General features: G+C 38.1%; 19 protein-coding genes, 1 pseudogene, 1 riboswitch and 1 other annotated feature. Of the genes and pseudogenes, 9 read left to right on the forward strand and 11 right to left on the reverse strand.

Features of this window, described 5'->3' with window-relative positions; translation table 11 throughout:
- Window positions 1-112: 112 nt before the first annotated feature.
- From AC3WTB_RS18070 to AC3WTB_RS18090, 5 genes are all read right to left on the reverse strand, one after another.
- Window positions 113-904: a DUF6574 domain-containing protein gene (locus AC3WTB_RS18070; protein WP_492334066.1), complete on the reverse strand. Its 792-nt coding sequence runs from the start codon at window positions 902-904 to the stop codon at window positions 113-115.
- A 220-nt stretch (window positions 905-1124) separates the two neighbouring features.
- Window positions 1125-1304 (reverse strand): YezD family protein, encoded by a 180-nt coding sequence (locus AC3WTB_RS18075; protein ID WP_047202807.1) that lies wholly within the window; start codon window positions 1302-1304, stop codon window positions 1125-1127.
- 11 nt (window positions 1305-1315) lie between these two features.
- Window positions 1316-1477, reverse strand: a complete 162-nt coding sequence (locus AC3WTB_RS18080; RefSeq protein WP_165585024.1) for a hypothetical protein — start codon at window positions 1475-1477, stop codon at window positions 1316-1318.
- 207 nt (window positions 1478-1684) lie between these two features.
- Window positions 1685-3010, reverse strand: coding sequence for an NCS2 family permease (locus AC3WTB_RS18085; protein ID WP_492334067.1), 1326 nt, complete (start codon window positions 3008-3010; stop codon window positions 1685-1687).
- 144 nt (window positions 3011-3154) lie between these two features.
- A riboswitch (purine riboswitch) is annotated at window positions 3155-3256 on the reverse strand.
- Window positions 3257-3363: 107 nt separating this feature from the next.
- Window positions 3364-4269, reverse strand: coding sequence for a LysR family transcriptional regulator (locus AC3WTB_RS18090; RefSeq protein WP_251181388.1), 906 nt, complete (start codon window positions 4267-4269; stop codon window positions 3364-3366).
- A gap of 100 nt (window positions 4270-4369) precedes the next feature.
- On the opposite strand from AC3WTB_RS18090, the gene AC3WTB_RS18095 reads away from it, so the two are divergent.
- The gene (locus tag AC3WTB_RS18095; protein WP_492334068.1) at window positions 4370-5557 is read left to right on the forward strand and encodes an MFS transporter; all 1188 of its coding nucleotides are present in this window, start codon (window positions 4370-4372) and stop codon (window positions 5555-5557) included.
- Between the two features lie 18 nt (window positions 5558-5575).
- On the opposite strand, the gene AC3WTB_RS18100 is transcribed toward AC3WTB_RS18095, so the two are convergent.
- Both AC3WTB_RS18100 and AC3WTB_RS18105 read right to left on the reverse strand, forming a co-directional pair.
- A complete protein-coding gene (locus AC3WTB_RS18100; protein WP_492334069.1) occupies window positions 5576-7024 on the reverse strand; it encodes a DUF4179 domain-containing protein in 1449 nt (482 codons plus the stop codon).
- Entirely contained in the window at window positions 6993-7538 is a 546-nt protein-coding gene (locus AC3WTB_RS18105) for a sigma-70 family RNA polymerase sigma factor (RefSeq protein ID WP_212043959.1), read from the reverse strand. Before AC3WTB_RS18105 ends, AC3WTB_RS18100 begins: the two co-directional genes overlap by 32 nt.
- A gap of 179 nt (window positions 7539-7717) precedes the next feature.
- On the opposite strand from AC3WTB_RS18105, the gene AC3WTB_RS18110 reads away from it, so the two are divergent.
- Window positions 7718-7891 (forward strand): Fe3+ hydroxamate ABC transporter substrate-binding protein, encoded by a 174-nt coding sequence (locus tag AC3WTB_RS18110; RefSeq protein ID WP_144495372.1) that lies wholly within the window; start codon window positions 7718-7720, stop codon window positions 7889-7891.
- 45 nt (window positions 7892-7936) lie between these two features.
- Here AC3WTB_RS18110 and AC3WTB_RS18115 read toward each other — a convergent pair whose 3' ends face one another.
- The gene (locus AC3WTB_RS18115; protein WP_058837856.1) at window positions 7937-8506 is read right to left on the reverse strand and encodes a hypothetical protein; all 570 of its coding nucleotides are present in this window, start codon (window positions 8504-8506) and stop codon (window positions 7937-7939) included.
- 131 nt (window positions 8507-8637) lie between these two features.
- Here AC3WTB_RS18115 and AC3WTB_RS18120 point away from each other — a divergent pair, with 131 nt between their 5' ends.
- The 3 genes from AC3WTB_RS18120 to AC3WTB_RS18130 all read left to right on the forward strand — a co-directional run bounded on the left by AC3WTB_RS18120 (window position 8638) and on the right by AC3WTB_RS18130 (window position 12397).
- Window positions 8638-9210, forward strand: coding sequence for a GNAT family N-acetyltransferase (locus tag AC3WTB_RS18120; protein WP_492334070.1), 573 nt, complete (start codon window positions 8638-8640; stop codon window positions 9208-9210).
- 439 nt (window positions 9211-9649) lie between these two features.
- Window positions 9650-11053 (forward strand): reverse transcriptase domain-containing protein, encoded by a 1404-nt coding sequence (locus AC3WTB_RS18125; RefSeq protein WP_492334071.1) that lies wholly within the window; start codon window positions 9650-9652, stop codon window positions 11051-11053.
- 258 nt (window positions 11054-11311) lie between these two features.
- Window positions 11312-12397 (forward strand): hypothetical protein, encoded by a 1086-nt coding sequence (locus AC3WTB_RS18130; protein WP_492334072.1) that lies wholly within the window; start codon window positions 11312-11314, stop codon window positions 12395-12397.
- Window positions 12398-12681: 284 nt separating this feature from the next.
- On the opposite strand, the pseudogene AC3WTB_RS18135 reads toward AC3WTB_RS18130, so the two are convergent.
- Window positions 12682-12987 (reverse strand): annotated as a pseudogene (locus AC3WTB_RS18135) (GMP synthase (glutamine-hydrolyzing)); the annotation flags it as partial.
- Window positions 12988-13089: 102 nt separating this feature from the next.
- Between AC3WTB_RS18135 and AC3WTB_RS18140 the strand changes: the two are divergent.
- From AC3WTB_RS18140 to AC3WTB_RS18155, 4 genes are all read left to right on the forward strand, one after another.
- Window positions 13090-13977 (forward strand): helix-turn-helix domain-containing protein, encoded by an 888-nt coding sequence (locus AC3WTB_RS18140; protein ID WP_492334073.1) that lies wholly within the window; start codon window positions 13090-13092, stop codon window positions 13975-13977.
- Window positions 13978-14202: 225 nt separating this feature from the next.
- Window positions 14203-14466, forward strand: a binding site (T-box leader).
- Window positions 14467-14522: 56 nt separating this feature from the next.
- Entirely contained in the window at window positions 14523-16184 is a 1662-nt protein-coding gene (locus AC3WTB_RS18145) for a 2-isopropylmalate synthase (protein ID WP_492334074.1), read from the forward strand.
- Window positions 16185-17294, forward strand: coding sequence for a helix-turn-helix domain-containing protein (locus AC3WTB_RS18150; protein ID WP_492334075.1), 1110 nt, complete (start codon window positions 16185-16187; stop codon window positions 17292-17294). It abuts the gene before it with no gap.
- The gene (locus AC3WTB_RS18155) at window positions 17276-17752 is read left to right on the forward strand and encodes a YbaK/EbsC family protein (RefSeq protein WP_151284099.1); all 477 of its coding nucleotides are present in this window, start codon (window positions 17276-17278) and stop codon (window positions 17750-17752) included. The genes AC3WTB_RS18150 and AC3WTB_RS18155 overlap by 19 nt, the downstream gene beginning before the upstream one ends.
- 83 nt (window positions 17753-17835) lie before the next feature.
- On the opposite strand, the gene guaA is transcribed toward AC3WTB_RS18155, so the two are convergent.
- Together guaA and AC3WTB_RS18165 are read right to left on the reverse strand one after the other, a co-directional pair.
- Window positions 17836-19377: a glutamine-hydrolyzing GMP synthase gene (guaA, locus tag AC3WTB_RS18160; RefSeq protein WP_024424487.1), complete on the reverse strand. Its 1542-nt coding sequence runs from the start codon at window positions 19375-19377 to the stop codon at window positions 17836-17838.
- A 186-nt stretch (window positions 19378-19563) separates the two neighbouring features.
- Entirely contained in the window at window positions 19564-21768 is a 2205-nt protein-coding gene (locus AC3WTB_RS18165) for a DUF4129 domain-containing transglutaminase family protein (RefSeq protein WP_492334076.1), read from the reverse strand.
- Window positions 21769-21777: the final 9 nt, after the last annotated feature.

The raw sequence follows: 21777 nt of genomic DNA on the forward strand, positions 1-21777 counted from the left end.
CACATATATCTTTCGACAACAAGGGTGGTGTTTGTTACCAAGAGTTTACCCGTTTTTTTCTCTTCTCAACATGAAAACCCCCTTTTTCAAAAAGGAGGTTTTCAGGTGTGTTTTATCCAAATCGAACAGGAACCAGTGATGGAATCAAATACTCCCCGACTATGCCCCAGAGCAGCGCAATGATGACAAGCTCAACCAATAAAAAGACCCAGCCCGCATACATCAAATCTCCACGTACGGCATCATGCTCCGATTGAATCGAGCGAAAGAGCACGACCGCAATCAACTGAAGGCCGACAAACATCATCACGGATAATATGACGGTCACATATGGAATATTCAGCATGGCAAATACAAGCCAAAGGATGGATAAAACCAACACCGGCACAAGCGCAGCACCAAACTTCATGATCACTTCTTTCAGTGATATGTTTCCTTTTAGCATGTATTTTCCGAGCAGCCAGACAGTGAGCATCATCAATGTCAACACAATGAGTGTAAAGACTGCAACCCTCAAAAAGGCGTCACCAAAAGAATAATGAATGCCAAAGCCTAATAAACGGGTTTTTGACGCCTTTAATTGAACATAGTTGCCTAAAGCAAAAAACACACTGAATAACACAATCGAGATCCAGGCGTACTTCATACGCAATGTTTCCGCTTGATTGATGGCCTGGCTCGGTGATTTTAACATCGCCAGTCCATATGAACCATAGCGTTTAAACGCGCCTCCTACACCTTGCAGCATACGCTGGATGGTTGAACGCTCATCATCTGCTGATTTTGAGGTTCTTCCACGTTTTGCAGCGCTGCGGCTGAGGCGGGATTGCCTTGTTTCTTGATCTATTGATGACTCTTCATTTTTCTTTTCAGATGTCCCCTGATCTTGATCTTTCTCTAACATCTCATATCAACTCCTATCCAATCCTTACAGGTTCAAGTGAATGAACTGTTCGGATGACTCCTCTTAAAGTAGCGGAGTCTCTCTATTCAGTCAAGATTCCTTGACGTTCATACGAATAGACGGATAAAAGCCAGCAGAGGTTTTAAAACGGAGAGAAAATAAGACAAAACAAAAAAGCTGACGGCCTCCATCAGCTTTTTATCAATGTTGAAATTCATGGTCAACGATAGTGACTCCGCTTTCCTTGCTGAACTCGGAGATTCTCCTGATGAGCGGGGAACCGAGTCTTTTTGGTCGTATCGACCTGTGTAATATGGCCATTATGAATGGTGATGACCACTGATCCATAGTCGATCCCTTTTAAGGCAGATAAAATATAATTCAGCTTTTGTTCATCCATCGCTCATCCCCCTATTTTTGTTTTCGCTCTTTTAAATAGAGAACCTCATTTTCCAGCTCATGAATTGTATAATGCATGAGCGCTTCCTGCTTTTCTTCATGCCCCCATAAAAGGAGCTTTTGAATCAGCACCTGCTTTTTTCGTTCAATCACCTGTCTAAGCCAGTGTGACAAAAGACATCTCCTCCCCTTTTGAATGTCTGCAAGAAAAAAAGGCACCCTGAAACCTTCTATTAAAAAAGGAAATCAAAGCGCCTTTGGTGATCCAATCAGCGAATTATGTCTTTTTATCATAAACACATAATTCCTATAAGTCAACTATGTTTTGATTTTTTTAACAAAAAAACAGCAGCCCCATGAGCTGCTGTTTCAGATGTTCAATTAATGATTTAAGAAAGCAAAATATAGAATAAAGATGACAAACAATCCGTACATAATTGGGTGCACTTCTTTCGCTTTCCCTTTAAAGATCATCGTAATCGGGTAGAAAATAAAGCCAACCGCAATCCCTGTTGCAATACTGTATGTCAGTGGCATCATAATCATCGTTAAGAACGCTGGTACCGCAATTTCAAAACGATCCCATGCAATCTTCGCCAGCGGAGCGACCATCAGTGCACCAACAATAATTAAAGCAGGTGCTGTCACATTAGGTGTAACAATGGATAAAAGCGGTGAGAAGAACATCGCCAGCAAGAAGAAAATCCCTGTGACGACCGCTGCAAAACCAGTACGCGCACCAGCCGCTACACCTGAGCTAGATTCAACATAAGACGTTGTCGTTGATGTACCAAGAACAGAACCTACAACGATTGAAGAAGAATCCGCCAAGAGCGCTCTTCCTGCACGTGGCAGCTCATTATTTTTCATTAAACCAGCCTGTGTTGCCACAGCTACAAGCGTACCAGCTGTATCAAAGAATCCAACGAAAAGGAACGTTAAAATCACAATAAGCATTTGAATCGAGAATATTTCTGGTAAGTGAATCAAGGCTTGACCAAAGGTTGGAGACAAGCTTGGAATACTTCCCACAATTTGAGACGGTACTGGTATAAGACCAAAAATCATCCCGGCAATAGCAGTCACAAGCATCCCAATGAAGACACCTGAATTCACACGAAGAACCATTAATATAACAGTCACTACGATACCAAACACCGTTAACAGAACCGGACCACTATGAATGTTCCCAATCGAAACGAGCGTATTATCATTATTGGCGATAATGCCAGAGCCTTGAAGACCAACAAACGTAATGAACAAACCAATACCTGCACCAACCGCCAGCTTCAGCTCAGCCGGAATGGCATTGATGATTTTTTCACGGAAACCTGTTAAAGAAAGGGCTACGAAAATCAATCCTGAAACAAACACACCCGAAAGTGCTGCTTCCCATTTAATGCCCATGCCAAGCACAACCGAAAAGGCGAAGAACGCATTCAGACCCATACCTGGTGCAATCGCAATTGGATACCTGGCGATCAATCCCATCAGGATACACCCTGCAGCAGAAGCTAACGCCGTTGCTGTAAAGACAGCGCCCTGATCAATACGTAATTTATCTGGAAAATCCGGTACCGACACTAATGCAAGTGTGATCGGATTGACAAACAGAATGTAAGCCATCGACAAAAATGTGGTTAAACCACCGATGATTTCTCTGCGGTAATTCGTTCCTAACTCATCAAACTGAAAAAACTGTTTCAAGCCAACTGACTCCCTTCATGTCCTTTTGCTTTAGCCTGCCCCATTCACTAGTCAAATAAAAAACGCCCCAACAATTTTGGGACGCTTGACTACATATGTGAATTCAGACTGTGACATAAAACAAGAACAATGCATGATTTATATCAAACGAGTGTGAATTGACGTAGTCAAGCCATTTACGGTAGCTTGGTAGAAACTTGCGGGCCATATCCCCGCGATTATACGACTTCTATCTATTTGATTTCTGTGTCTATTGTACCAACTTCATTTTTAAAACACAATACGAAAAGCGAACATTTTTCAAAGAAATGTCCGCTTCATTCGTCTTATTACACGAATTTGGAAATTCACATCTAGTTCTTTATACACCCTTCTCCTAATCCTTCTCTTTTGGCAAATACTGTTTCGGCTACACGGAAAAACTCTTTCACTGCCGGAGAAGCTTGGGTGAGAGAAGGACAGGCGAGCGCAACCTCACGATGATGAGAGACATTCAGGTGACGAATATGCACAAGCTGCTGCGTTTTTAAAAACAACTCCGGACCAATCGTGACGCCGAGTCCTTCCCCTACCATACGAGCAATGGTCGTACAATCATGAACTTCAAATAAAACAGCCGGCTTCATTTGCGCCTCTGAAAAAATATCCTCTACATGTGATTGATACATGCCAGTCGGCATAATAAATGGTTCATCCGCCAAATCTGTTATATCTACAATGGGCTGCTGTTCATATCGATGATTTGGGTGATAGGCGACCACCATCTCATCTTTCATAAGCGGCAGTAAATCAAAGGCTTCATCCGCATGGCCTTTCACAACAAATCCAACATCAATGATGCCAGAATCCAGCCACTCCAATATTTCTTCATACGTTCCCTCATAGAATTTAAATTCGATTTTTGGATGTTTTTTCTGATAGCTCACAAGCAGTTTAGGCAATAAACAGGCAGAGGCACTGGCAAATGTGCCGATACGAATCAAGCCTGTTTCAATATTTTTCGTTAACGCAATTTCTTGCTGGATTTTCTCCACTCTATTTAACACTTCTCTAATATGCGGGAGAAGCGTTTGACCAATGTCCGTCAGCATAATGCCCTTTTTTCGGTCGCGAATGAATAAAGACACACCCCACTCTGACTCTAAATTCGCCACTGCATGACTCACAGCTGACTGCGTCATATTTAATGCTTCAGCTGCTGCTGTAAAACTGCCAAGCTCCACCACTTTTGCGATAATATCAAAACGAACAAAGCTCATGAGTATTTACTCATCTCCTTCATGAAAAACATCAATTTTACTTATGTTAGCACGGAATTTAAACTAAAGACAACGTATCAACATGAAGGAAGGGTTCAAAATGAAAAACACATCTCATCAGCTATTGATTGTTCTTTTAGCTGTCGGTTCATTTGTCACAGGCACGTCAGAATTCGTCGTGTCAGGCATTCTAGATATCATTGCTGTCGATTTACACATCTCCATTCCTGCTGCCGGACAGCTCATCACCGTCTATTCTCTTTTTTATGCAGTAGGCGCTCTCTTTTTAGTCATGGTAACGTCGAAACTGAACCGAAAAAAGGTTTTGTTAGCGGCTATTTTTGTGTTTATTTTAGGCAATTTGCTCGCCTTTTTTAGCCATCATTTTGTGCTGCTCCTGCTATCTCGCGTCATTATGGCCATGAGCGGCGGCTTATATATTGTCGTTGCCACGAATTATGCAGCGCAGATCGCCCCGCCAGAAAAAAAGGGAAGTGCAATGGCGACGGTCATCACTGGATTCACCGTTTCACTCGTACTTGGTGTGCCGATTGGAACATTTCTATCAGGTCATGTGGACTGGCACTATATTTTTCTCATCATTGCACTAGGTACTGCTTGTCTCTTCATGCTTCTTTATCAATTGCTGCCACGCATAGAGGGACATTCTCATCTGCCATTAAAGCAGCAATTACACATTCTTCAAGACCGCAGAGTGATCAGCGGCCTAGCAACAACCGTCTTTTGGATCTTAGGCTACACGATGGTCTTTGCTTATATCTCTCCATTATTACGACAGACCGCCGGCTTTTCACTTGAAATGACAAGCATTGCCTTGCTCGTCTTAGGAATTTCTGCTTTTATTGGCTCACGCTTTGGCGGATTCGCCGTCGATCAATGGGGACCAAACCGAACCATCTCGATCAGCATCATGATCCAGATGTTCGCTCTCTTTGCCTTATTCTTTACACAATTCACTACAATTAGCGTCTTGATCACGCTTGCCATTTGGGGCATCGCTACATGGACAACAACACCAGCGAAGCAGTTTTATCTGATCTCCCTTAAACCACAAGCATCAGAAACCGTGCTGAGCTTTAATACAGCGATAATGAACATCGGCATGATGCTTGGATCGTCTATTGGCGGCGTGATTATACAGTATACAAATGTAACGAATTTAAGTTGGATTGGTGGATTAGCTAGTTTTGTGGCGTTGATGTTGATTCGGTATTCGTTCAATCGTCATCGACTGGTAGAACAACAGACAAAAAGCGAACATGTGTAATCATGTTCGCTTTCTTATTTATTGACTAGCTTTTGAAGTTTCTTTTTTGACTGGAATGGTTACCTTTATCTCTTTCTGTGGTGCCAACATGTTCAGTTCAGTCAAATCAAGATAAAGCCCATATTCTTTAAAAGAAAAATGGTTTAATGATAAATTCTCTAAATTCTTATCTTCAAATTCAAAGGTGGATTGCATGGAAGCTGTCTTTAAATTCGTCACCTTCGCATGGTTCCCCTTCAAGTAATATCCGCTTTCATAGTCTGCTTGTGGATCGGGCCATGATTTCATCTTTTCAACATCGCCTAATCCAATGAATTCACCTATATTCTCCATCACATCCTGATCTAATTCTTTTTGATCTACTCCAGTAAATTGATAATCAACAATCACAGAACGGTCTTTTTGCTCTATCTTAATGATTTTGATTCCGATGCCATGGTGTTTTGTTTTGAACTGAACAGGCAGCTTTGTCTTGAGAGGAATGATGTGGCTGTATTCTCGTTCGTATCTCACATCTGTGTAAAATGTCAATTCAGTCGCCTTTGGATTGATCGGCTGATTCAAAATTGTCAAATGATCTTTTCTAGTTTTGTCAGAAGTCAGTTGTTTTTTTCTTAAAACGGTTCCAATCTCAAGCTCATACTCATTCCCTAAATTATCCTTCATTCTATCAATACTAACTCTATCATCTTTGGCAAAACCATTGTAATCAATGGCATATTGAATAGCAGAGCCATTCACTCCATTTTCTACCTTTACGTTTCTTATTTGATAACTTCCATTTAAAATAGACACGTCTTTTTGTCCCGCTAATAAAGTGGTTTTTTGCTTGACCACAGGTAACTTGAAGCGCCAATTCCCTACAATATCCCCAATCTTCGAAATGACAAGTGGCACTTGCTGACCTTGTTTGATCGTTTGTCCATTTGTATAGACTTCCGTCTGCCCAACATAGCGGCCATCTTTCATTTTTTTCAATCCCTGATTGTCGTAACTCGGTTGGAAAGTTTCATTTTTATGATCGAAGTTGTTGACTATGAATGGTACAGAATCTTCCTTTGTGTTCAAATTCTCCACAGTAAACGTATAAACAAGCCGCCCGGCATCATAGTAAACGCTGTTTACTTTCACAGTCACCCCTCTTGATTCAGCCCCCTCATTGACATGTTTCACCAAATCACTCTGAAAAAGAGCCATTCCTACTTTATCGTGAAACATCATATAAAATTGCCCAACTATCGGGACACGTGCCATCGCTGTATTAAGAGAAGGAAAAAGGAAACCTGATGAAAAGTAAAGGACGATGAGAACAATGGCAGAGTATATTGGCGTTCTCCAGTTCCATTTGAACCAGTGTCTTTTTTGTTCCGCTTTCACATCCCCAATGGCTTGGCGAACAGCAGAGGTCACTTCAACCTTTGGTACATCAATCCCATCATAAAGCTTTTTCATTTCTTTTCGTTCCATCGACACTCTCCTCCTTCTCCAATGTTTGCTTTAATAACTTTCTTGCACGATACAAATGAGTTTTAACCGTTCCTTCAGGCACACCCATCTGTTCAGAAATCATCGTAATCGAATAATCTTGAAAATAAAATAGCTGAATCACGAGCTGATATTGCTCATCTAACACTTCAAGTGCATTTTTTAAATCGAGCTTGTCTTCTAAAAAATCATGTCGCTCAACGCTCTCATGATGCTGTTCAAACGGAACAACATCTTGCTGTTTTTTCTTCATCGCAAAAATTGTATGAATCAAAATTCTCGTCAGCCAGGTAGAAAAATAAGCCGGTTCTTTTAAGCCAGATAAATGCTTAAACGCTTTAATGACCGTCTCTTGAACAGCATCTAACGAATCCTCTTTATTTCTTGTATAGAGAAAAGCCGTTTTATATAAACGCTCTTGATACATCAGCATTAATTTCTCAAATGCCGGAACATTCCCTTTTTGTGCTTTTTTAATTAGACGCACTTGCTTCATCTCTCTCACACCTCCTACACCTGTTAGAGCAAGGTTTCTCTCAAACGGTTTCAACAAACGGAAATTTCTTTCACGTAGCATATGTCGGACAAAAATAGAAAAAGTGAAGAACGGGCCACAAAGATTATGTTGCATATTTGATATAATGGAAGAAATATGTACAAAAAGGAGTATGCCGATTGTTTCTCTTTGAAGAACCCGTATGTGCTAGCTGTCAGAAGAAGATAGAAGGTAACGAAGAAGTGTACGTCAAGCTCGTCTATCCAAAGAGACGTGGAATGACAGAGGTAAAGGCTTGGCTGAGGAATGAAGGGGTTTTTTATTGTAAGGCATGTTATGGAAAAGCAACATAAAAACAAGCATTTCAATTAAAATGCTTGTTTTTACTTTCTACTTTTTTATTTCCGCTTACTACGAAGTTCAATGAGTGCTAGTTTATTGTCATTGAAAAAGAACTCTAGAATGATACCGTTTGATTGATCTTGATATTGTATACCTTTGCTATACCCTTCGACAAACCAGAGCTTTTTGAATTGCTCTCCATATGTTTGTATCACAGATGAATAATCTTCTCCTATTCTAACTCCCTTAGATGTTTGAAGATTTTTCTGTTTTGACTGATTGTAAATAGATGTAACTCGATGATGTTGATCAACTGATACTACAAAATCTTGATTTTCTTTTTCCATATAGACCCTCTGTTTAGAATGAGAGAATTGAGTATTCTCCGCAAAAGTATGATCTCCCTCAAATTTTTCACCGATCTTAAAATGACCTAACGATTCATTTATTAAAGATACAGAGTGAAAATTAAAAAACATAGCCACCCAAACAAATAGTGCGGTTCCTCCTAAAACAGAACCTACAATCACTAACACTTTAGAATGGATGATTCCCTTTTTAAACAAATAGATCGCTAAAGATACGATGATCATCACGATGACGATCATAATTAGAAAAATGCCCATTTCAATTATCCTCTTTTATCGAATTCGTTTGTGAATTATTCCCACAATCATATTCTCATATTACACCAAAGCATTACACAAAATCGACCAGTACAGGTATAATTTAAATAAAATTGCACAAGGAGAAAAATATGACTAGACGTGAACTGATATTCCCGCAATCATTTCCAACCATACATACCGAAAGACTAATCTTAAAACAAGCGACGATCGAAGACGCTGAGGATATGCACATCTATTTATCCAATGAAACCGTGTGCCGCTACATGGGAATTGATGCTCATAAAATGATTGAAGACACAAGAGGAGAAATCAATTGGTATCACAACATCTTCAAAGAACAAACAGGCATCCGCTGGGGCATTTCTCTAAAAGACAACCCAGCCATCATCGGCAGCTGCGGCTTTCTCAACCTAGAAAAACAGCACCTCCGCACCGAAATTGGCTATGAATTACACCAAGATCATTGGAGAAAAGGCATCATGAAGGAAGCGATTGCTGCAGTGTTACGATATGGATTTCAGGAAATGAACCTGAATCGGATTGAAGCGATCATTGATCCAGCAAATACGTCCTCTGTTCAATTATTGGAGAAGGTTAATTTTGTACGAGAGGGTTTATTGAGGGAGTATGATCTTGGTCAGAATGGGTTTGATGATGTGTTTATGTATTCGATTTTGAAGAGGGATTACGAGAAAAAATAGACTATTACTTTTCTTAATTACAAGTTAAAAGTTATTGTTTTCCTTCCCAAGTAATTTATGTTAATATTAAATTACTAGTACTATTATCATTTATTAGAGTACTAGGTATGTTGTATAACAATGTCAAGAGATATTACTGTGAAAGCTGAAACTTGTATACCGTATGCTAATCTTAAGATCAGCATACTAGATAAGTAGCATACCAAAGTTATATCTATCATCATAGAACACCTCACCATCAGAACCTGTCTTCTTGTTATATTATACATTATTTGTATTTGTGAGTATTAACTCACCCCGCCATACCATATAATATGCCGCGTGGTATAGTAGAGCCTAAGGATCGCGGCGCTTTAGGCAGAGTGCAAGTCAGAAGAAATATAGTAGCGGGACTATGTCTGTACTTGCTCCAACAATAAAAAGGGGATGTGAGTTTTAAATGGTACATAAATATCCATCTAAACCTTACTTGCATTTTGATAAAATTGCGTCTTTTAATAAAAAGGTAGAAAACTACGTCCTGGGTTTTAAACAAAACCCATCCCATAGTTTTCTACCTTTAATTTTTAGTGAGTTAACCTTTGAGAAGTTTAACGATATTAAAGATGAAACTGCTATAAAAAGAAACGGTCAATTAGTACCTATTAAAGAAAAAAAAAGACCGATTATGTATGCTGCTCATATAGATAACTTTATATACAAACATTACAGTTTAGAGTTAAATGACTTATATAATAGGTATGTTAAAGATAAACAAATTGATGAATCTGTAACTGCCTATAGAAACAACAAAAAAAGAAAAAACAATATACATTTTGCAGCTGAAGTAATTAACTTCATTGCGAAGAATCCAGATTGCTATATATACATAGGAGATTACCAAAATTTTTTCGACACTTTAGATCATAAATTACTTAAAGAAATGATTAACTTGATTTACGGAAGTAAAATGCCAACGCATCAATATAAAATCTTCAAGAGTCTCACTAAATATTCATACATTAATAAAAAAGAGATAAATTTAAGATTGGGAGAAGATAAAGAAATATTTAGAACTAACCAAACCAGTTATTTCACTTCATTTAAAGAGTTTAGAAAATTCAAAAATGGGAGAAGCTTAATTACAAATGATAACAGCAAAATTCTAAAAGTAAATACGGATATAAAAGGCATTCCTCAAGGAACAGCTATGAGTGCTATTTATTCTAATATATATATGATTAAGATCGATGAATATATTACTAATTTATTAGATAGCTTAGGAGGTTTATATAGAAGATATTCTGATGATTTCATATTGGTTTTAACTAAAATAAACGAAAAAAATTTTTATACTATTAAAAATCAAATAGAGAATCAAATCAAAAAATACAAATTATTAATTCATCCCCAAAAAACGCAAATCTTAACTTTTGACGGGAGAAAAATTTTCGATATTAAATCTCAAAGCCATTCTAAAATTGATTATCTAGGATTCATTTTTGATGGTAATGAAGTTAGAATAAGAGAAAAAAGCATTTATAAATACTATAGAACTGTTTATAAGTTAATAAAGAAAGGAGAAATTGTTTCAAGAAAAAAGGGCTTTACTAAAGATCGAATACGCTTAACTTATAAAAGAAAAATATATCAACATTATCATCAGTTAGGAGAAAGAACTGACATAAAATATAACTATAGGAAAAGAGAATTTGGAACATTTATCACATACGCAAATAAGTGCAATAAAATATTTAATGAGATTTCGCCGCTTACTACGAATTTAATGAAAGAACAAATTAAAAACCACCAAAAGAAAATCAACAAAAAAATCCAGAAGTCTTTAAATACTCTAATGGATTGATGTTAATGGATTCATTATCTAAAGAAAAAGTAACTTTTATTTCATGTCAAATCAACCAAAAGTAGTTTCACACAAGTCGTGGCACGTAGAGACTTTCAAACAACAAATAGATTAAGTCCATTTACAAATATCATTTAGTAACTTTGCTAAATTCGTATTAATGAGAAGTAGTTAACTGTATTAATTTGCTTTGCATGATCTAAAAGTAACAATGAACGAGCATAACTTCAAAAAAGATTGAATATTAGGTGGTTACATATGAATGAACAAACAAAAAAGTTTGCTTATTTTCCATTTCAGGATAGACAAATACATATATTAGAAGCACTTTGGCTGAGAAATCAAGGTGAAATTGAAATGAATGGAGAAAATCCTGTATTTTTTGACTCCAAAAATCTCTCTATTCGAAGCGGAGTATTACCAGTTGCCCCTTCTTTTAAAGGGGGAAAAAAGATTAAAGACCCATTTTTCCGATATTATCATAAAGAAAACATGAAACAGATTCTTTATTCGAAAAAAATGACAAATGCTCATTTCCTTTTTCAAATGATGTTTTCACAACTTACTCAATTCAATATTGAAGACAAAGAAAAAGGGAGAATCAGAGTAGCTATTGAATCAGCAGAAATAGAATCTTATATTAAATATAATGATAAAAAAGGTATATTAATTGATATCTTATTGTGCGTCAAACAAACTGATCCATACTCTTACAAGTATCTATGGAATAAAAAGTTGGCAATTGAAATTAAAGTAACTCATGCTGTTGATCCAAAGAAAAAGCGTATATTACGTGATAATAATATTTCAACTTACGAAGCGCCTGTTCCTAATGTTATTAAAAAATTGATTCCAAAAGCTCACGAAATATTAAAGAATAAAAAGCTTAGACAAAAAGAAATTGACAAACTAACTAAAATTTATAGCAAAAACAATTGGACTTTATTTGGAGACTTTATTGTAAACTCTAAAGTAGAAAATGAAAATAAGGAGAATTATCTATTGTTATCCCAAGCTGAAATTGAACTAGATAAATACAAAAAAAGAAAAAAGAAATTATCTGAAGAAATACAGAAATATGAAGAACATAAGCTACATTTATCTGAAATTATTCATAATCTAAAAAAAGATTTATACACTCTCAAAGAAAAAGTTGAAGTTAATCAAGAATTACTATTAGCTTCTCAAGAAAATAATGAATTAGTCTCAAAATTGAAACAAAAAGAACAACAAATTGAAGAATTAAAAAAAGAAAATGATATCCTCAAGAACAATTTAAACAAACTTGATAACGAATCATTTTTGAAATGGATGAAGAGGAAAATAATTAAAAAAATTAGTTAATCACATATAACTTTAAAATCAAAATCATAATTCCTTACTTATTTACAAATTATAAAATCGAAAAAATTTAAAATGAGCATAGCAATATAAAAAAAGAAACCGAACTATTGGAAACACACTTTAAAGTGGTTCCTAAATAGTTCGGTTTCTTATTGTTTAAGATTTTTTATCCTTATTAAAGTTATTCAGACTAAGTCGTAGCAGGTAGCTTAATCATAATTTAATATCATATACCTGTGGTTAACACACTTAACTTCATTCACGAAACGGGTTGTGATGTTCTAAAGCACTTCTTCAAGAGATTCTTGCCCAGTCACTCTTCATTCTATCAATTGTAGTAACAGCACGGATACCGATTGTGTAGTCTTATGTTCTTGCGTCACCCATAACACCTACGCTGCGGATGTCTGGGAGAACCGTGAAGTATTGCCAGATGTCGCGCTCAAGGCCTCACGTAGAATCGCATCCGATTCACGGACGATTTCTAGTTTTTCTTCAGAAATTCCACCTAGTACACGGATACCTAGTCTCGAACCTGAGATTGGATGTCTCTAGACGATGTCGTCATGAATACCAATCTCTAAACCTAGGTTAGGAAATTCTCTCTCTGATATTACAACACAGCACAAAAAGTCAAGTTTCCTAAATAGCATTTCCGCTATACTAAACTCGTAAGGCAAGGAGGTGCTCGGTTGTCCTATCAAGAACATGAGAAAACGATTCAAGAAACATTAAATTATATTGAACAGTATCTGAAAGATGATTTACCGCTTCAAACTCTAGCGAAACACGCTGGTTATTCTAGGTTTCACTTTCACCGTATGTTCAAAAAAGTGATTAAGAAGTCAGTTGTGGATTATATAAGGGAACGACGGATGACCCAAGCGGCGAAGGATTTAATCCATACGGACCAAAGGGCGATTGATATCGCATTGCAGTATCGTTTTGGTTCACAGGAATCCTTCACTAGAGCCTTTAAGAAGATCTATGACATGTCGCCCGCACGTTATCGGAAGTTATTAAGGAATATCATTGATGAGGAGGAAACAAATATGGCTGATCATCAGAACACACCTACTGGCTGGATTATGACGGGAGAAACACCATCTGATTATGAAACAGGTTTGGATGACAGAATTGTACACAGTGGTACGTACTCCGCTTACCTGAAATCAAAGGATGAAAAAGCACGAGGATTCGCGACATTGATGCAGCAAATTAAGTCTGATCGTTACCGTGGAGAACGCCTTCAATTTTCTGCTTTTGTCAAAAGCGAAGATGTGAAAGGTTCAGCTGGTTTATGGATGAGAATTGACCATTCTTCAGGTGAAGTTCTTGCGTTTGACAATATGATGAATCGTCCCATTACAGGAACAAACGGCTGGAATCATTTTAGTGTAGTTCTAGATGTTCCAATAAAAAGTGAAGTCATTGCGTTTGGCATATTGCTACATGGTCAAGGTCATATATGGATGGACGAACTTAGTTTTAAAACTGTAGATGAAAGTGTGCCAGTGACAGAACAAAATACTGTGGATCATTTAGAGGATGAACCAGTGAATTTAAATTTTGAAGGCTAGCAGACTGAATTTAAGAGGAGGTTCATTGCCATGAAAAAAATTGGTGCGATTTTATTGTTCGCTATGAATTCACTCACCTTTATTTGTGGCCTTGGATTTTTATTTGGTGAAGAGGATTAAAAATGAAGATAGGCACCCAGAGGACAAAAAAAATCAATTAAAAAAGATATCTCTATCCCTATCTCTTTTTTGTAAACTTGGTATAATAGAAAAAATCAGAAAAATTAGAATGCGATGATAAGGAATAGTACTTGCCGAAATGTTTTCAGAAAGTTGCTGGTTGATGAGAAGCAATAACAAAAGGCAAGGAACTCACCTTAGAGTAGCCTTAGTGAAATGAAAAGGATTGATGTAGTTAAGGTCGGCACCCCACCGTTATATGGGAAGGATATAAGATCAAACAATCTGTATCCGAATAAGGGCATGATAATGTTTGTTTATCATGAAACAGGGGTGGTACCGCGTAAGAAGAAGTCTTTCGTCTCCAAGTTAAATCTTGGGGATGAAAGGCTTTTTTATATTCTATTTTCTAGGAGGAATCGATCATGTTTAACCACAAAAAATACGAAAAGAAATACTTTTTGCCACCGAACCTTACTTATGATTGGGTGAAGAAAGAAACATTAGAAAGTGCTCCGATATGGTGCAGTGTGGATTTACGGGATGGTAATCAAGCATTACCTATTCCTATGAACTTAGAAGAAAAATTAGAAATGTTTCAGTTACTAGTAGAGATCGGTTTTAAAGAAATTGAAATCGCATTTCCAGCTGCTTCTGATACAGAGTTTAGGTTTTTGCGGACACTGATTGATCACCATATGATTCCAGACGATGTCACGATTATGGTGATCACGCAAGCGAGAGAGCATATTATCCGCCGAACGTTCGAAGCCATTAAGGGGGTACCGAAAGCGATTGTTCATTTATATAATTCGACTTCAGAAGCGCAGCGCAGACAAGTATTTAAGAAAACAAAAGATGAAATTAAACAAATTGCCATTGATGGAGCTATTTTAGTAAAAGAACTTGCCGAAAAAACAACAAGTGATATTTATTTTCAATATAGTCCAGAAAGCTTTCCAGGAACAGAAGTTGATTATGCGTTAGATATTTGTAATAGTGTTTTAGATATTTGGAAACCGACACCAAATCATAAAGCAATCATCAATATTCCGACAACAGTTGAATATTCAATGCCTCATATCTTTGCAAGTCAGATTGAGTATATACACAAAAATCTGTCTTACCGAGACAGTGTGACATTATCTGTTCATCCTCATAATGACCGTGGCTCTGGGGTGAGTGATGCAGAATTTGGTGTTCTGGCTGGCGCAGAAAGAGTCGAAGGTACATTATTTGGTATCGGTGAACGTACAGGGAACGTTGACTTGATTACCTTGGCGATGAATATGTATTCACAAGGTTATGACCCAAAATTGAATTTCAATAACCTAGAAGCTATTCGTAAAAAATATGAAAAACTAACAAAAATCACTGTTCCTGAGAGGCAGCCCTATTCTGGGGAGATGGTTTTCACCGCATTCTCTGGGTCACATCAAGATGCGATATCTAAAGGGATGAAATATAGAAAAGAAAATAATGTTGATAAATGGGACGTTCCGTATATCCCAGTAGATCCAGTTGACTTGGGTAGGAATTATCAAACGGATGTGATTCGAATCAATAGCCAGTCTGGAAAAGGCGGCATAGGCTATATACTAGAAACAAATTATGGCATTAAACTTCCTTATCAAATGAATGAAGCCATGGGATATGCAGCGAAGAAAGTATCTGATCAGACAAATAGGGAATTGTCTGTCGAAGAAATATATCATGTTTTTGAAAAGCAGTATGTTGATTTTCACCCTCATTTCCAGCTGCTTGATTATCAATTTAATAAGGGAAATAAGCAGGAAGTCACCTTAACTTTGCTGAGAGATCAGCAACAAATTGACATACAAGGAACTGGCACTGGAAGTTTAGATGCCATCAGTAACGCGTTAAAAGCATATTTTCATCTCGAGTATGTTTTGGAAGTCTATGAACAGAATTCTTTGGGCAAGGATTCCGAAGCAAAAGCCTGTGCACAGATTGGAATTTCATCTCAAGGAAAAATGCATTGGGGTGCGGGAATTGATAAAGATATTATAGAAGCAACAGTAAAGGCCCTGGTGGTGGCAGTAAATAAACTAGAGGTTTGGATGTAGATGGAAAAAAATAAACTTGAAAAACATGAAGTGATGCAATATTTAAGAGAATATAACGAACAAGAAATCTTTTATCAACAATACCAACAGAAAAAGCATGACAATACATCATTGCAATTATTTTTGAAGGATTATGATAAACACAGTCTAATGCATAAACAAATATATATAGAAGAATTTTTGCTAAATGGGCAGAATGAATTTGAAAAGGAAGATACCATGTGGTTAGATCAGGAGAAAGATATCGAAGTGAGAAAGTATAGCCGCTTTATGCCTCAATTGTCGGCTATCCATGATTTCTTTGAGATGATCTATGTTCTGGAAAATGAGATGTATGTAGAAGTGGAAGGCAAAAAAATGGCTTTAAAATCAGGAGATATTGCCTTTATTCCACCTAACACAATTCACAAGCCAATTGTAATGGAGAATACAATCGCCATGCAAATCATGATCCGTAAGAGTACTTTTCAAAAAGTGTTTTTTAAAATGTTAAAAGGAAATCATGTCATTTCAGAGTTCTTTTTGAATGCATTGTTTATAAAAGAAAATAAAAATATTCTTATTTTTCATAGTCACTTGGATAACCATTTGCTAGACTGCTCTCTTCAACTATTTACAGAAAATTACAATCGGTTCCCTAGTTACCAGTTGATTATGAATAATTTGTTTGAGATATTATTATGTCTCTTATTAAGATTCAAACCAAGCCATATGAACGTCAATCAGGTCAAACAATCTAGTGATATACGTATGATTCAAATGCTACAATATATTCAGCAATGTTGTGAGCATATTACCATCCAGGAGATGGCAGAGGAATTTAACCTTTCTCAATCTTATCTGTCAAAATATATAGCTCGTAAGCTTGGCAAATCTTTTCGTGAGATTCGACAAGAAATAAGATTGGAAAAAGCCTGCGAAATGCTCACTGGTAGCCATTTACAAGTAGATCATATTGCGGCAGCCGTTGGTTATCAAAATGCAGAGCATTTCATTCGTTTATTTAAGAAAAAGTATCACCTAACACCACATCAATATCGTTTAAAAAAGAGATCATGTCAAATCAATACAAATAAAAAGGAGAAATCATCATGTCAATCAAACAAGTAAAAGATTACTTTAAACAATATGATATGGATACTCGAATTCAAGAATTTTCAGTATCTAGTGCAACCGTAGACTTGGCTGCTTCTGCACTGGGCTGCGAACCTGAAAGAATCGCAAAAACACTCTCCTTTCTAGTAAATGGACAAGCTATTTTAGTTGTGACCTCTGGCGATGCAAAAGTTGATAACAAAAAATTCAAGGAATATTTTAAAACAAAAGCTAAAATGCTTTCTCCTCATGAGGTTGTTGACTTGGTCGGTCATGAAATTGGCGGAGTATGTCCTTTCGCTATAAAGAATGGCGTTTCTGTTTATTTAGATATTTCACTAAAACGTTTTGAGACAGTCTATCCAGCCTGCGGGAGCAGTAACAGTGCTATTGAACTCACAATAAAACAATTAGAAAAACACTCCGGTTATTCACAATGGATTGATGTGTGTAAGGGATGGAATGATGAATGAACACATTAAAATGGAAGTAAAAAGTGCAATTAAAAAAAGAGCTAGAAACCCTTGATACACAAAGGTTTCTAGCTCTTTTATAACTATTCCCACTCAATCGTAGCAGGCGGCTTACTCGTAATATCATACACCACGCGGTTAATATGCTTCACTTCATTCACGATACGAGTTGAGATCTTCTCAAGTACGTCCCAAGGGATTCTTGCCCAGTCACTCGTCATACCATCAATAGAAGTAACAGCACGGATACCGATTGTGTAGTCGTATGTTCTTGCGTCACCCATAACACCTACGCTGCGGATGTCTGGGAGAACCGTGAAGTATTGCCAGATGTCGCGCTCAAGTCCGAAGTTGGCAATTTCTTCGCGTAGAATTGCATCCGATTCACGGACGATTTCTAGTTTTTCTTCTGAAATTTCACCTAGTACACGGATACCTAGTCCTGGACCTGGGAATGGCTGTCTCCAGACAATGTCATCAGGAATGCCAAGCTCTGAACCTAAGGCACGGACTTCATCCTTGAATAGCGTATTGAGTGGCTCAATCAATTCAAACTGCATGTCTTCTGGAAGACCGCCTACGTTGTGATGAGATTTGATTGTTTGCGCTGTTGCTGTTCCGCTCTCAATGATGTCTGTGTAAAGTGTTCCTTGTGCTAAGTAGTCGATTCCTTTTAGCTTGTCCGCTTCGTCATCGAATACATAGATGAATTCGTTACCGATGATCTTACGTTTTTGCTCAGGATCAGACACACCTTTTAGCTTGTTTAAGAAACGATCTTTTGCATCTACTTTAATCACGTTCATGTTGAAACCTTCGCTAAATGTTTTCATAACCCCTTCAGCTTCGCCTTTGCGAAGAAGACCGTGGTCAACGAAAATACATGTCAGCTGATCGCCGATGGCTTTGTGGATCAATACCGCCACAACAGATGAATCGACACCGCCGCTTAGTGCGCACAATACTTGCTTGTCGCCTACTGTTTCACGGATTTTCTGCATTTCGATTTCAATGAAGTTCTCCATTGACCATTTGCCATCGCAATCACACACACCGAAGACAAAGTTTTTCAATAGGTCATTTCCGTACTCAGAGTGACGAACCTCTGGGTGGAACTGAACGCCATAGAAATTCTTCTCAGCTAAGCTCATCGCTGAGTTTGGACAATGTGCACTTGTTGCATCGACTGTAAAGCCCTCTGGTACTTCAACTACGAGGTCACCATGGCTCATCCAAACGACTTGATCCGTTGGAAGGTCTTTGAATAAAGCAGGTGTTCCGTTAATATGAATATCTGCTTTTCCATATTCACGCTGGCTTGCCGCTTCTACTTTCCCACCTAAATAGTGAGTCATGAGCTGCATGCCGTAACAAATGCCTAGAACCGGAATGTCTAGATCAAAAATCTTTTCATCACAGCGGAAAGATCCTTCATCATAAACACTGTTTGGTCCACCAGAAAGGATGATTCCTTTAGGCGCCATTTCTTTAATTTCTTCAGCAGTTAAAGTGTGCGGATGAAGCTCACTGTACACACCAAATTCACGAATACGGCGTGTGATCAACTGATTGTACTGACTGCCGAAATCGAGAACCAAAATCATTTCATTTACTAAATTTGTCATGGTGTCACCTCTATGTCCAATATAGTTTTTTATAAACGCACAGAAAAAATGAGAGGAGAAAACCTGCTCTCAGTGTGAATCACGCTTTTGAAGCGCCCAGACTCACATCCGAACGCTTCAATTTCATGTATTTTAGAAGGTTTTAATATTCACCTATTCTAACAACAGGAAGGTACGCGGTCAAGACTATCTCCTGTTTATTAAATTTTCCCATAACTTTGCCGACTGCTGCCAAAGCGCCGACGAATCCTCTCGCCGATAAAGCGCACGTTCATAGAGCTGCGTCAGCTCTGACATGTGATGATCTCCATCCTTCTCATCGATCAAAGAAGCGAATTCTCTTAGTGTCATACCTGGCTTTTTCTCAATTCCCCTGCGCCCTAGCTGCTTTAATAGAGCCGCATATGCATAGAAGAATGCTTCGTCCTCCGGCAGACGTTTCACCTTTCTTACAATAAAGAATGGCAGCCATCTTGTTCTGAATCGATAAAGCATCCAGCTGATGAATCCAAGCAGGACAATAGCTCCTGCCGCATAACCTGCAATTGAACCCGCATGTACCATATTTGGCTTTGCCTTCGCTGTTTGTTCCTTTTGTTGTGCCGGCTGCTCTGTCTCCTGCTGCTGTGGCTGGTCTTGCTGCTTTTCTTCACTTGCATCAGAACTAGACTGATTTTCTTCTTCCTTTTGATCATCCGTTTGATCGCTTGAAACGGATTCATTCGTAAATGTCTCTGGGTTTGTAAATCCTTTTGTCGGTTCAAAGGTAACCCAGCCTCTGTTTGGAAAATAAACCTCTACCCATGAATGCGCATTGTTATTGGTTACTTCATACACATTGTTTCCATCCATTTGTGTTTCATATAACTGGCCAGACGTATACCCTTTCACCCATCTCGCCGGAATACCGATCGAACGAAGCATCACAATCATAGAGGTTGAAAAATTATCACAGTAGCCAATCATCGTATCAAATAAAAATTGATCCACATAATCTTCATTACGACCAGGTACAGCGACATTTTGCGTTTCATATGAAAACTTCGCAGATCCTAAATAATCCTCGATTGCTTTGGCTTTATCATACATATTGTCCTTCGTTTCCGTTAAGCTGTTTGCCAAAGTTTTCACACGCTCTGGGAGTGAGGATGGAAGCTGCAAGTATTCACGACCAACCTGCTGATTCACCTGCTTCTTTGTCGGTACTTTGATTCTCTGTAAATCCTCTAGGATAAATGTAGGGGATAAAAAGCTGACTTGATAGTTCCCTAAATTTTTGGGTGGGTTTTGCATAGACGGGACAATTTTCTCCGTTTTGCCCATGATTTGCAGCGGAATGTTTTCCATTGGCGTCAGCATGATCGTTCCAATAGGATACACAGCATGATTAAATCGATAATCCGATTCTATATCGATTCTTGTTTCATGCTCCTCTGTTTTCACTCGCTCAGTAAACCACCGATTCGGCACAGTGTCGTCCTTTAGCCGAGTAGGCTTCGTATCATTTGATGCATCCTCCCAGCCCTTTCCTGTGTAAATACTTTTTGTTTCTACACGAAAGTAAGACGGCTCCTTTCCGCTCCATTTAAAGACAGGTGTGCGGTCCTCACTAAACGGTCCGCCAAGCGCCGAATCATCTGCACTATATCCCACTTTATTCTGCCCGGCTGTCCCATCTTGATTCGTGACCGCCTTAAAAAACGGGACAGGGTCGGGCCATTTCGGATCAGACTTTGGCAAAGAAGCACCGAGTGACGCTGATAGAAGGACAAGCGCGAGCATGGGGAAAAACCACTTTAGACGCGCTTTCTGTGACACCCGAACGCCCTCAGCTGAACGCAGTCGATCGAAATACAGCAATCCAAGCAAACAAAAGCCAAATACCATAATACGAACGATCGCAAAGGTCGCATCATATGGCGTAAACGTATCAAGAATCGTGACATACACAATCGTCATCAGTAAAAAGAAAAAGATACGCTGCTGATAGACCACCCAATAATGAAGCAAGTAGACAAGCAGCCACAGCAAAATATAAAACAACAATGTACGGAAAGACGGATACATGTCACTCCACATGCCCATGCTCATTAATGTGATATTATCCTTAATATCAGCAAACAAAGCAGACGGATAGCCTGGCGCTGATTGATAAAAGATCAAATATAAGGCGAGTAAAATCAGTCCAGCACAAATAGGAAAGGTCACATACCACTTCAGACGAAAGAACGTAAACAAACACGTAAGCCCGATAAAAATGATGAAATAAGACGTATGGCTCGTCTCTGTAAAATCTTGAAGTGGACGAAGCCACTCCCATAGCAGCAGAAAAGCTACAGCATAATAGATGAACAATTCAAAACGGCTTTGCCGCAGATGCGTATGCAGCATAAATGTTTG

Source organism: Bacillus sp. EB106-04-04-XG123 (assembly GCF_058791855.1).

What these genes read in the sequence shown, in the direction of transcription:
- AC3WTB_RS18070 (WP_492334066.1), bottom strand. Translation starts at nt 904, where the DNA reads ATGTTAGAGAAAGATCAAGATCAGGGGACATCTGAAAAGAAAAATGAA.
- AC3WTB_RS18075 (WP_047202807.1), bottom strand. Translation starts at nt 1,304, where the DNA reads ATGGATGAACAAAAGCTGAATTATATTTTATCTGCCTTAAAAGGGATC.
- AC3WTB_RS18090 (WP_251181388.1), bottom strand. Translation starts at nt 4,269, where the DNA reads ATGAGCTTTGTTCGTTTTGATATTATCGCAAAAGTGGTGGAGCTTGGC.
- AC3WTB_RS18095 (WP_492334068.1), top strand. Translation starts at nt 4,370, where the DNA reads ATGAAAAACACATCTCATCAGCTATTGATTGTTCTTTTAGCTGTCGGT.
- AC3WTB_RS18100 (WP_492334069.1), bottom strand. Translation starts at nt 7,024, where the DNA reads ATGGAACGAAAAGAAATGAAAAAGCTTTATGATGGGATTGATGTACCA.
- AC3WTB_RS18105 (WP_212043959.1), bottom strand. Translation starts at nt 7,538, where the DNA reads ATGAAGCAAGTGCGTCTAATTAAAAAAGCACAAAAAGGGAATGTTCCG.
- AC3WTB_RS18115 (WP_058837856.1), bottom strand. Translation starts at nt 8,506, where the DNA reads ATGGGCATTTTTCTAATTATGATCGTCATCGTGATGATCATCGTATCT.
- AC3WTB_RS18120 (WP_492334070.1), top strand. Translation starts at nt 8,638, where the DNA reads ATGACTAGACGTGAACTGATATTCCCGCAATCATTTCCAACCATACAT.
- AC3WTB_RS18125 (WP_492334071.1), top strand. Translation starts at nt 9,650, where the DNA reads ATGGTACATAAATATCCATCTAAACCTTACTTGCATTTTGATAAAATT.
- AC3WTB_RS18130 (WP_492334072.1), top strand. Translation starts at nt 11,312, where the DNA reads ATGAATGAACAAACAAAAAAGTTTGCTTATTTTCCATTTCAGGATAGA.
- AC3WTB_RS18145 (WP_492334074.1), top strand. Translation starts at nt 14,523, where the DNA reads ATGTTTAACCACAAAAAATACGAAAAGAAATACTTTTTGCCACCGAAC.
- AC3WTB_RS18150 (WP_492334075.1), top strand. Translation starts at nt 16,185, where the DNA reads ATGGAAAAAAATAAACTTGAAAAACATGAAGTGATGCAATATTTAAGA.
- AC3WTB_RS18155 (WP_151284099.1), top strand. Translation starts at nt 17,276, where the DNA reads ATGTCAATCAAACAAGTAAAAGATTACTTTAAACAATATGATATGGAT.
- guaA (WP_024424487.1), bottom strand. Translation starts at nt 19,377, where the DNA reads ATGACAAATTTAGTAAATGAAATGATTTTGGTTCTCGATTTCGGCAGT.
- AC3WTB_RS18165 (WP_492334076.1), bottom strand. Translation starts at nt 21,768, where the DNA reads ATGCTGCATACGCATCTGCGGCAAAGCCGTTTTGAATTGTTCATCTAT.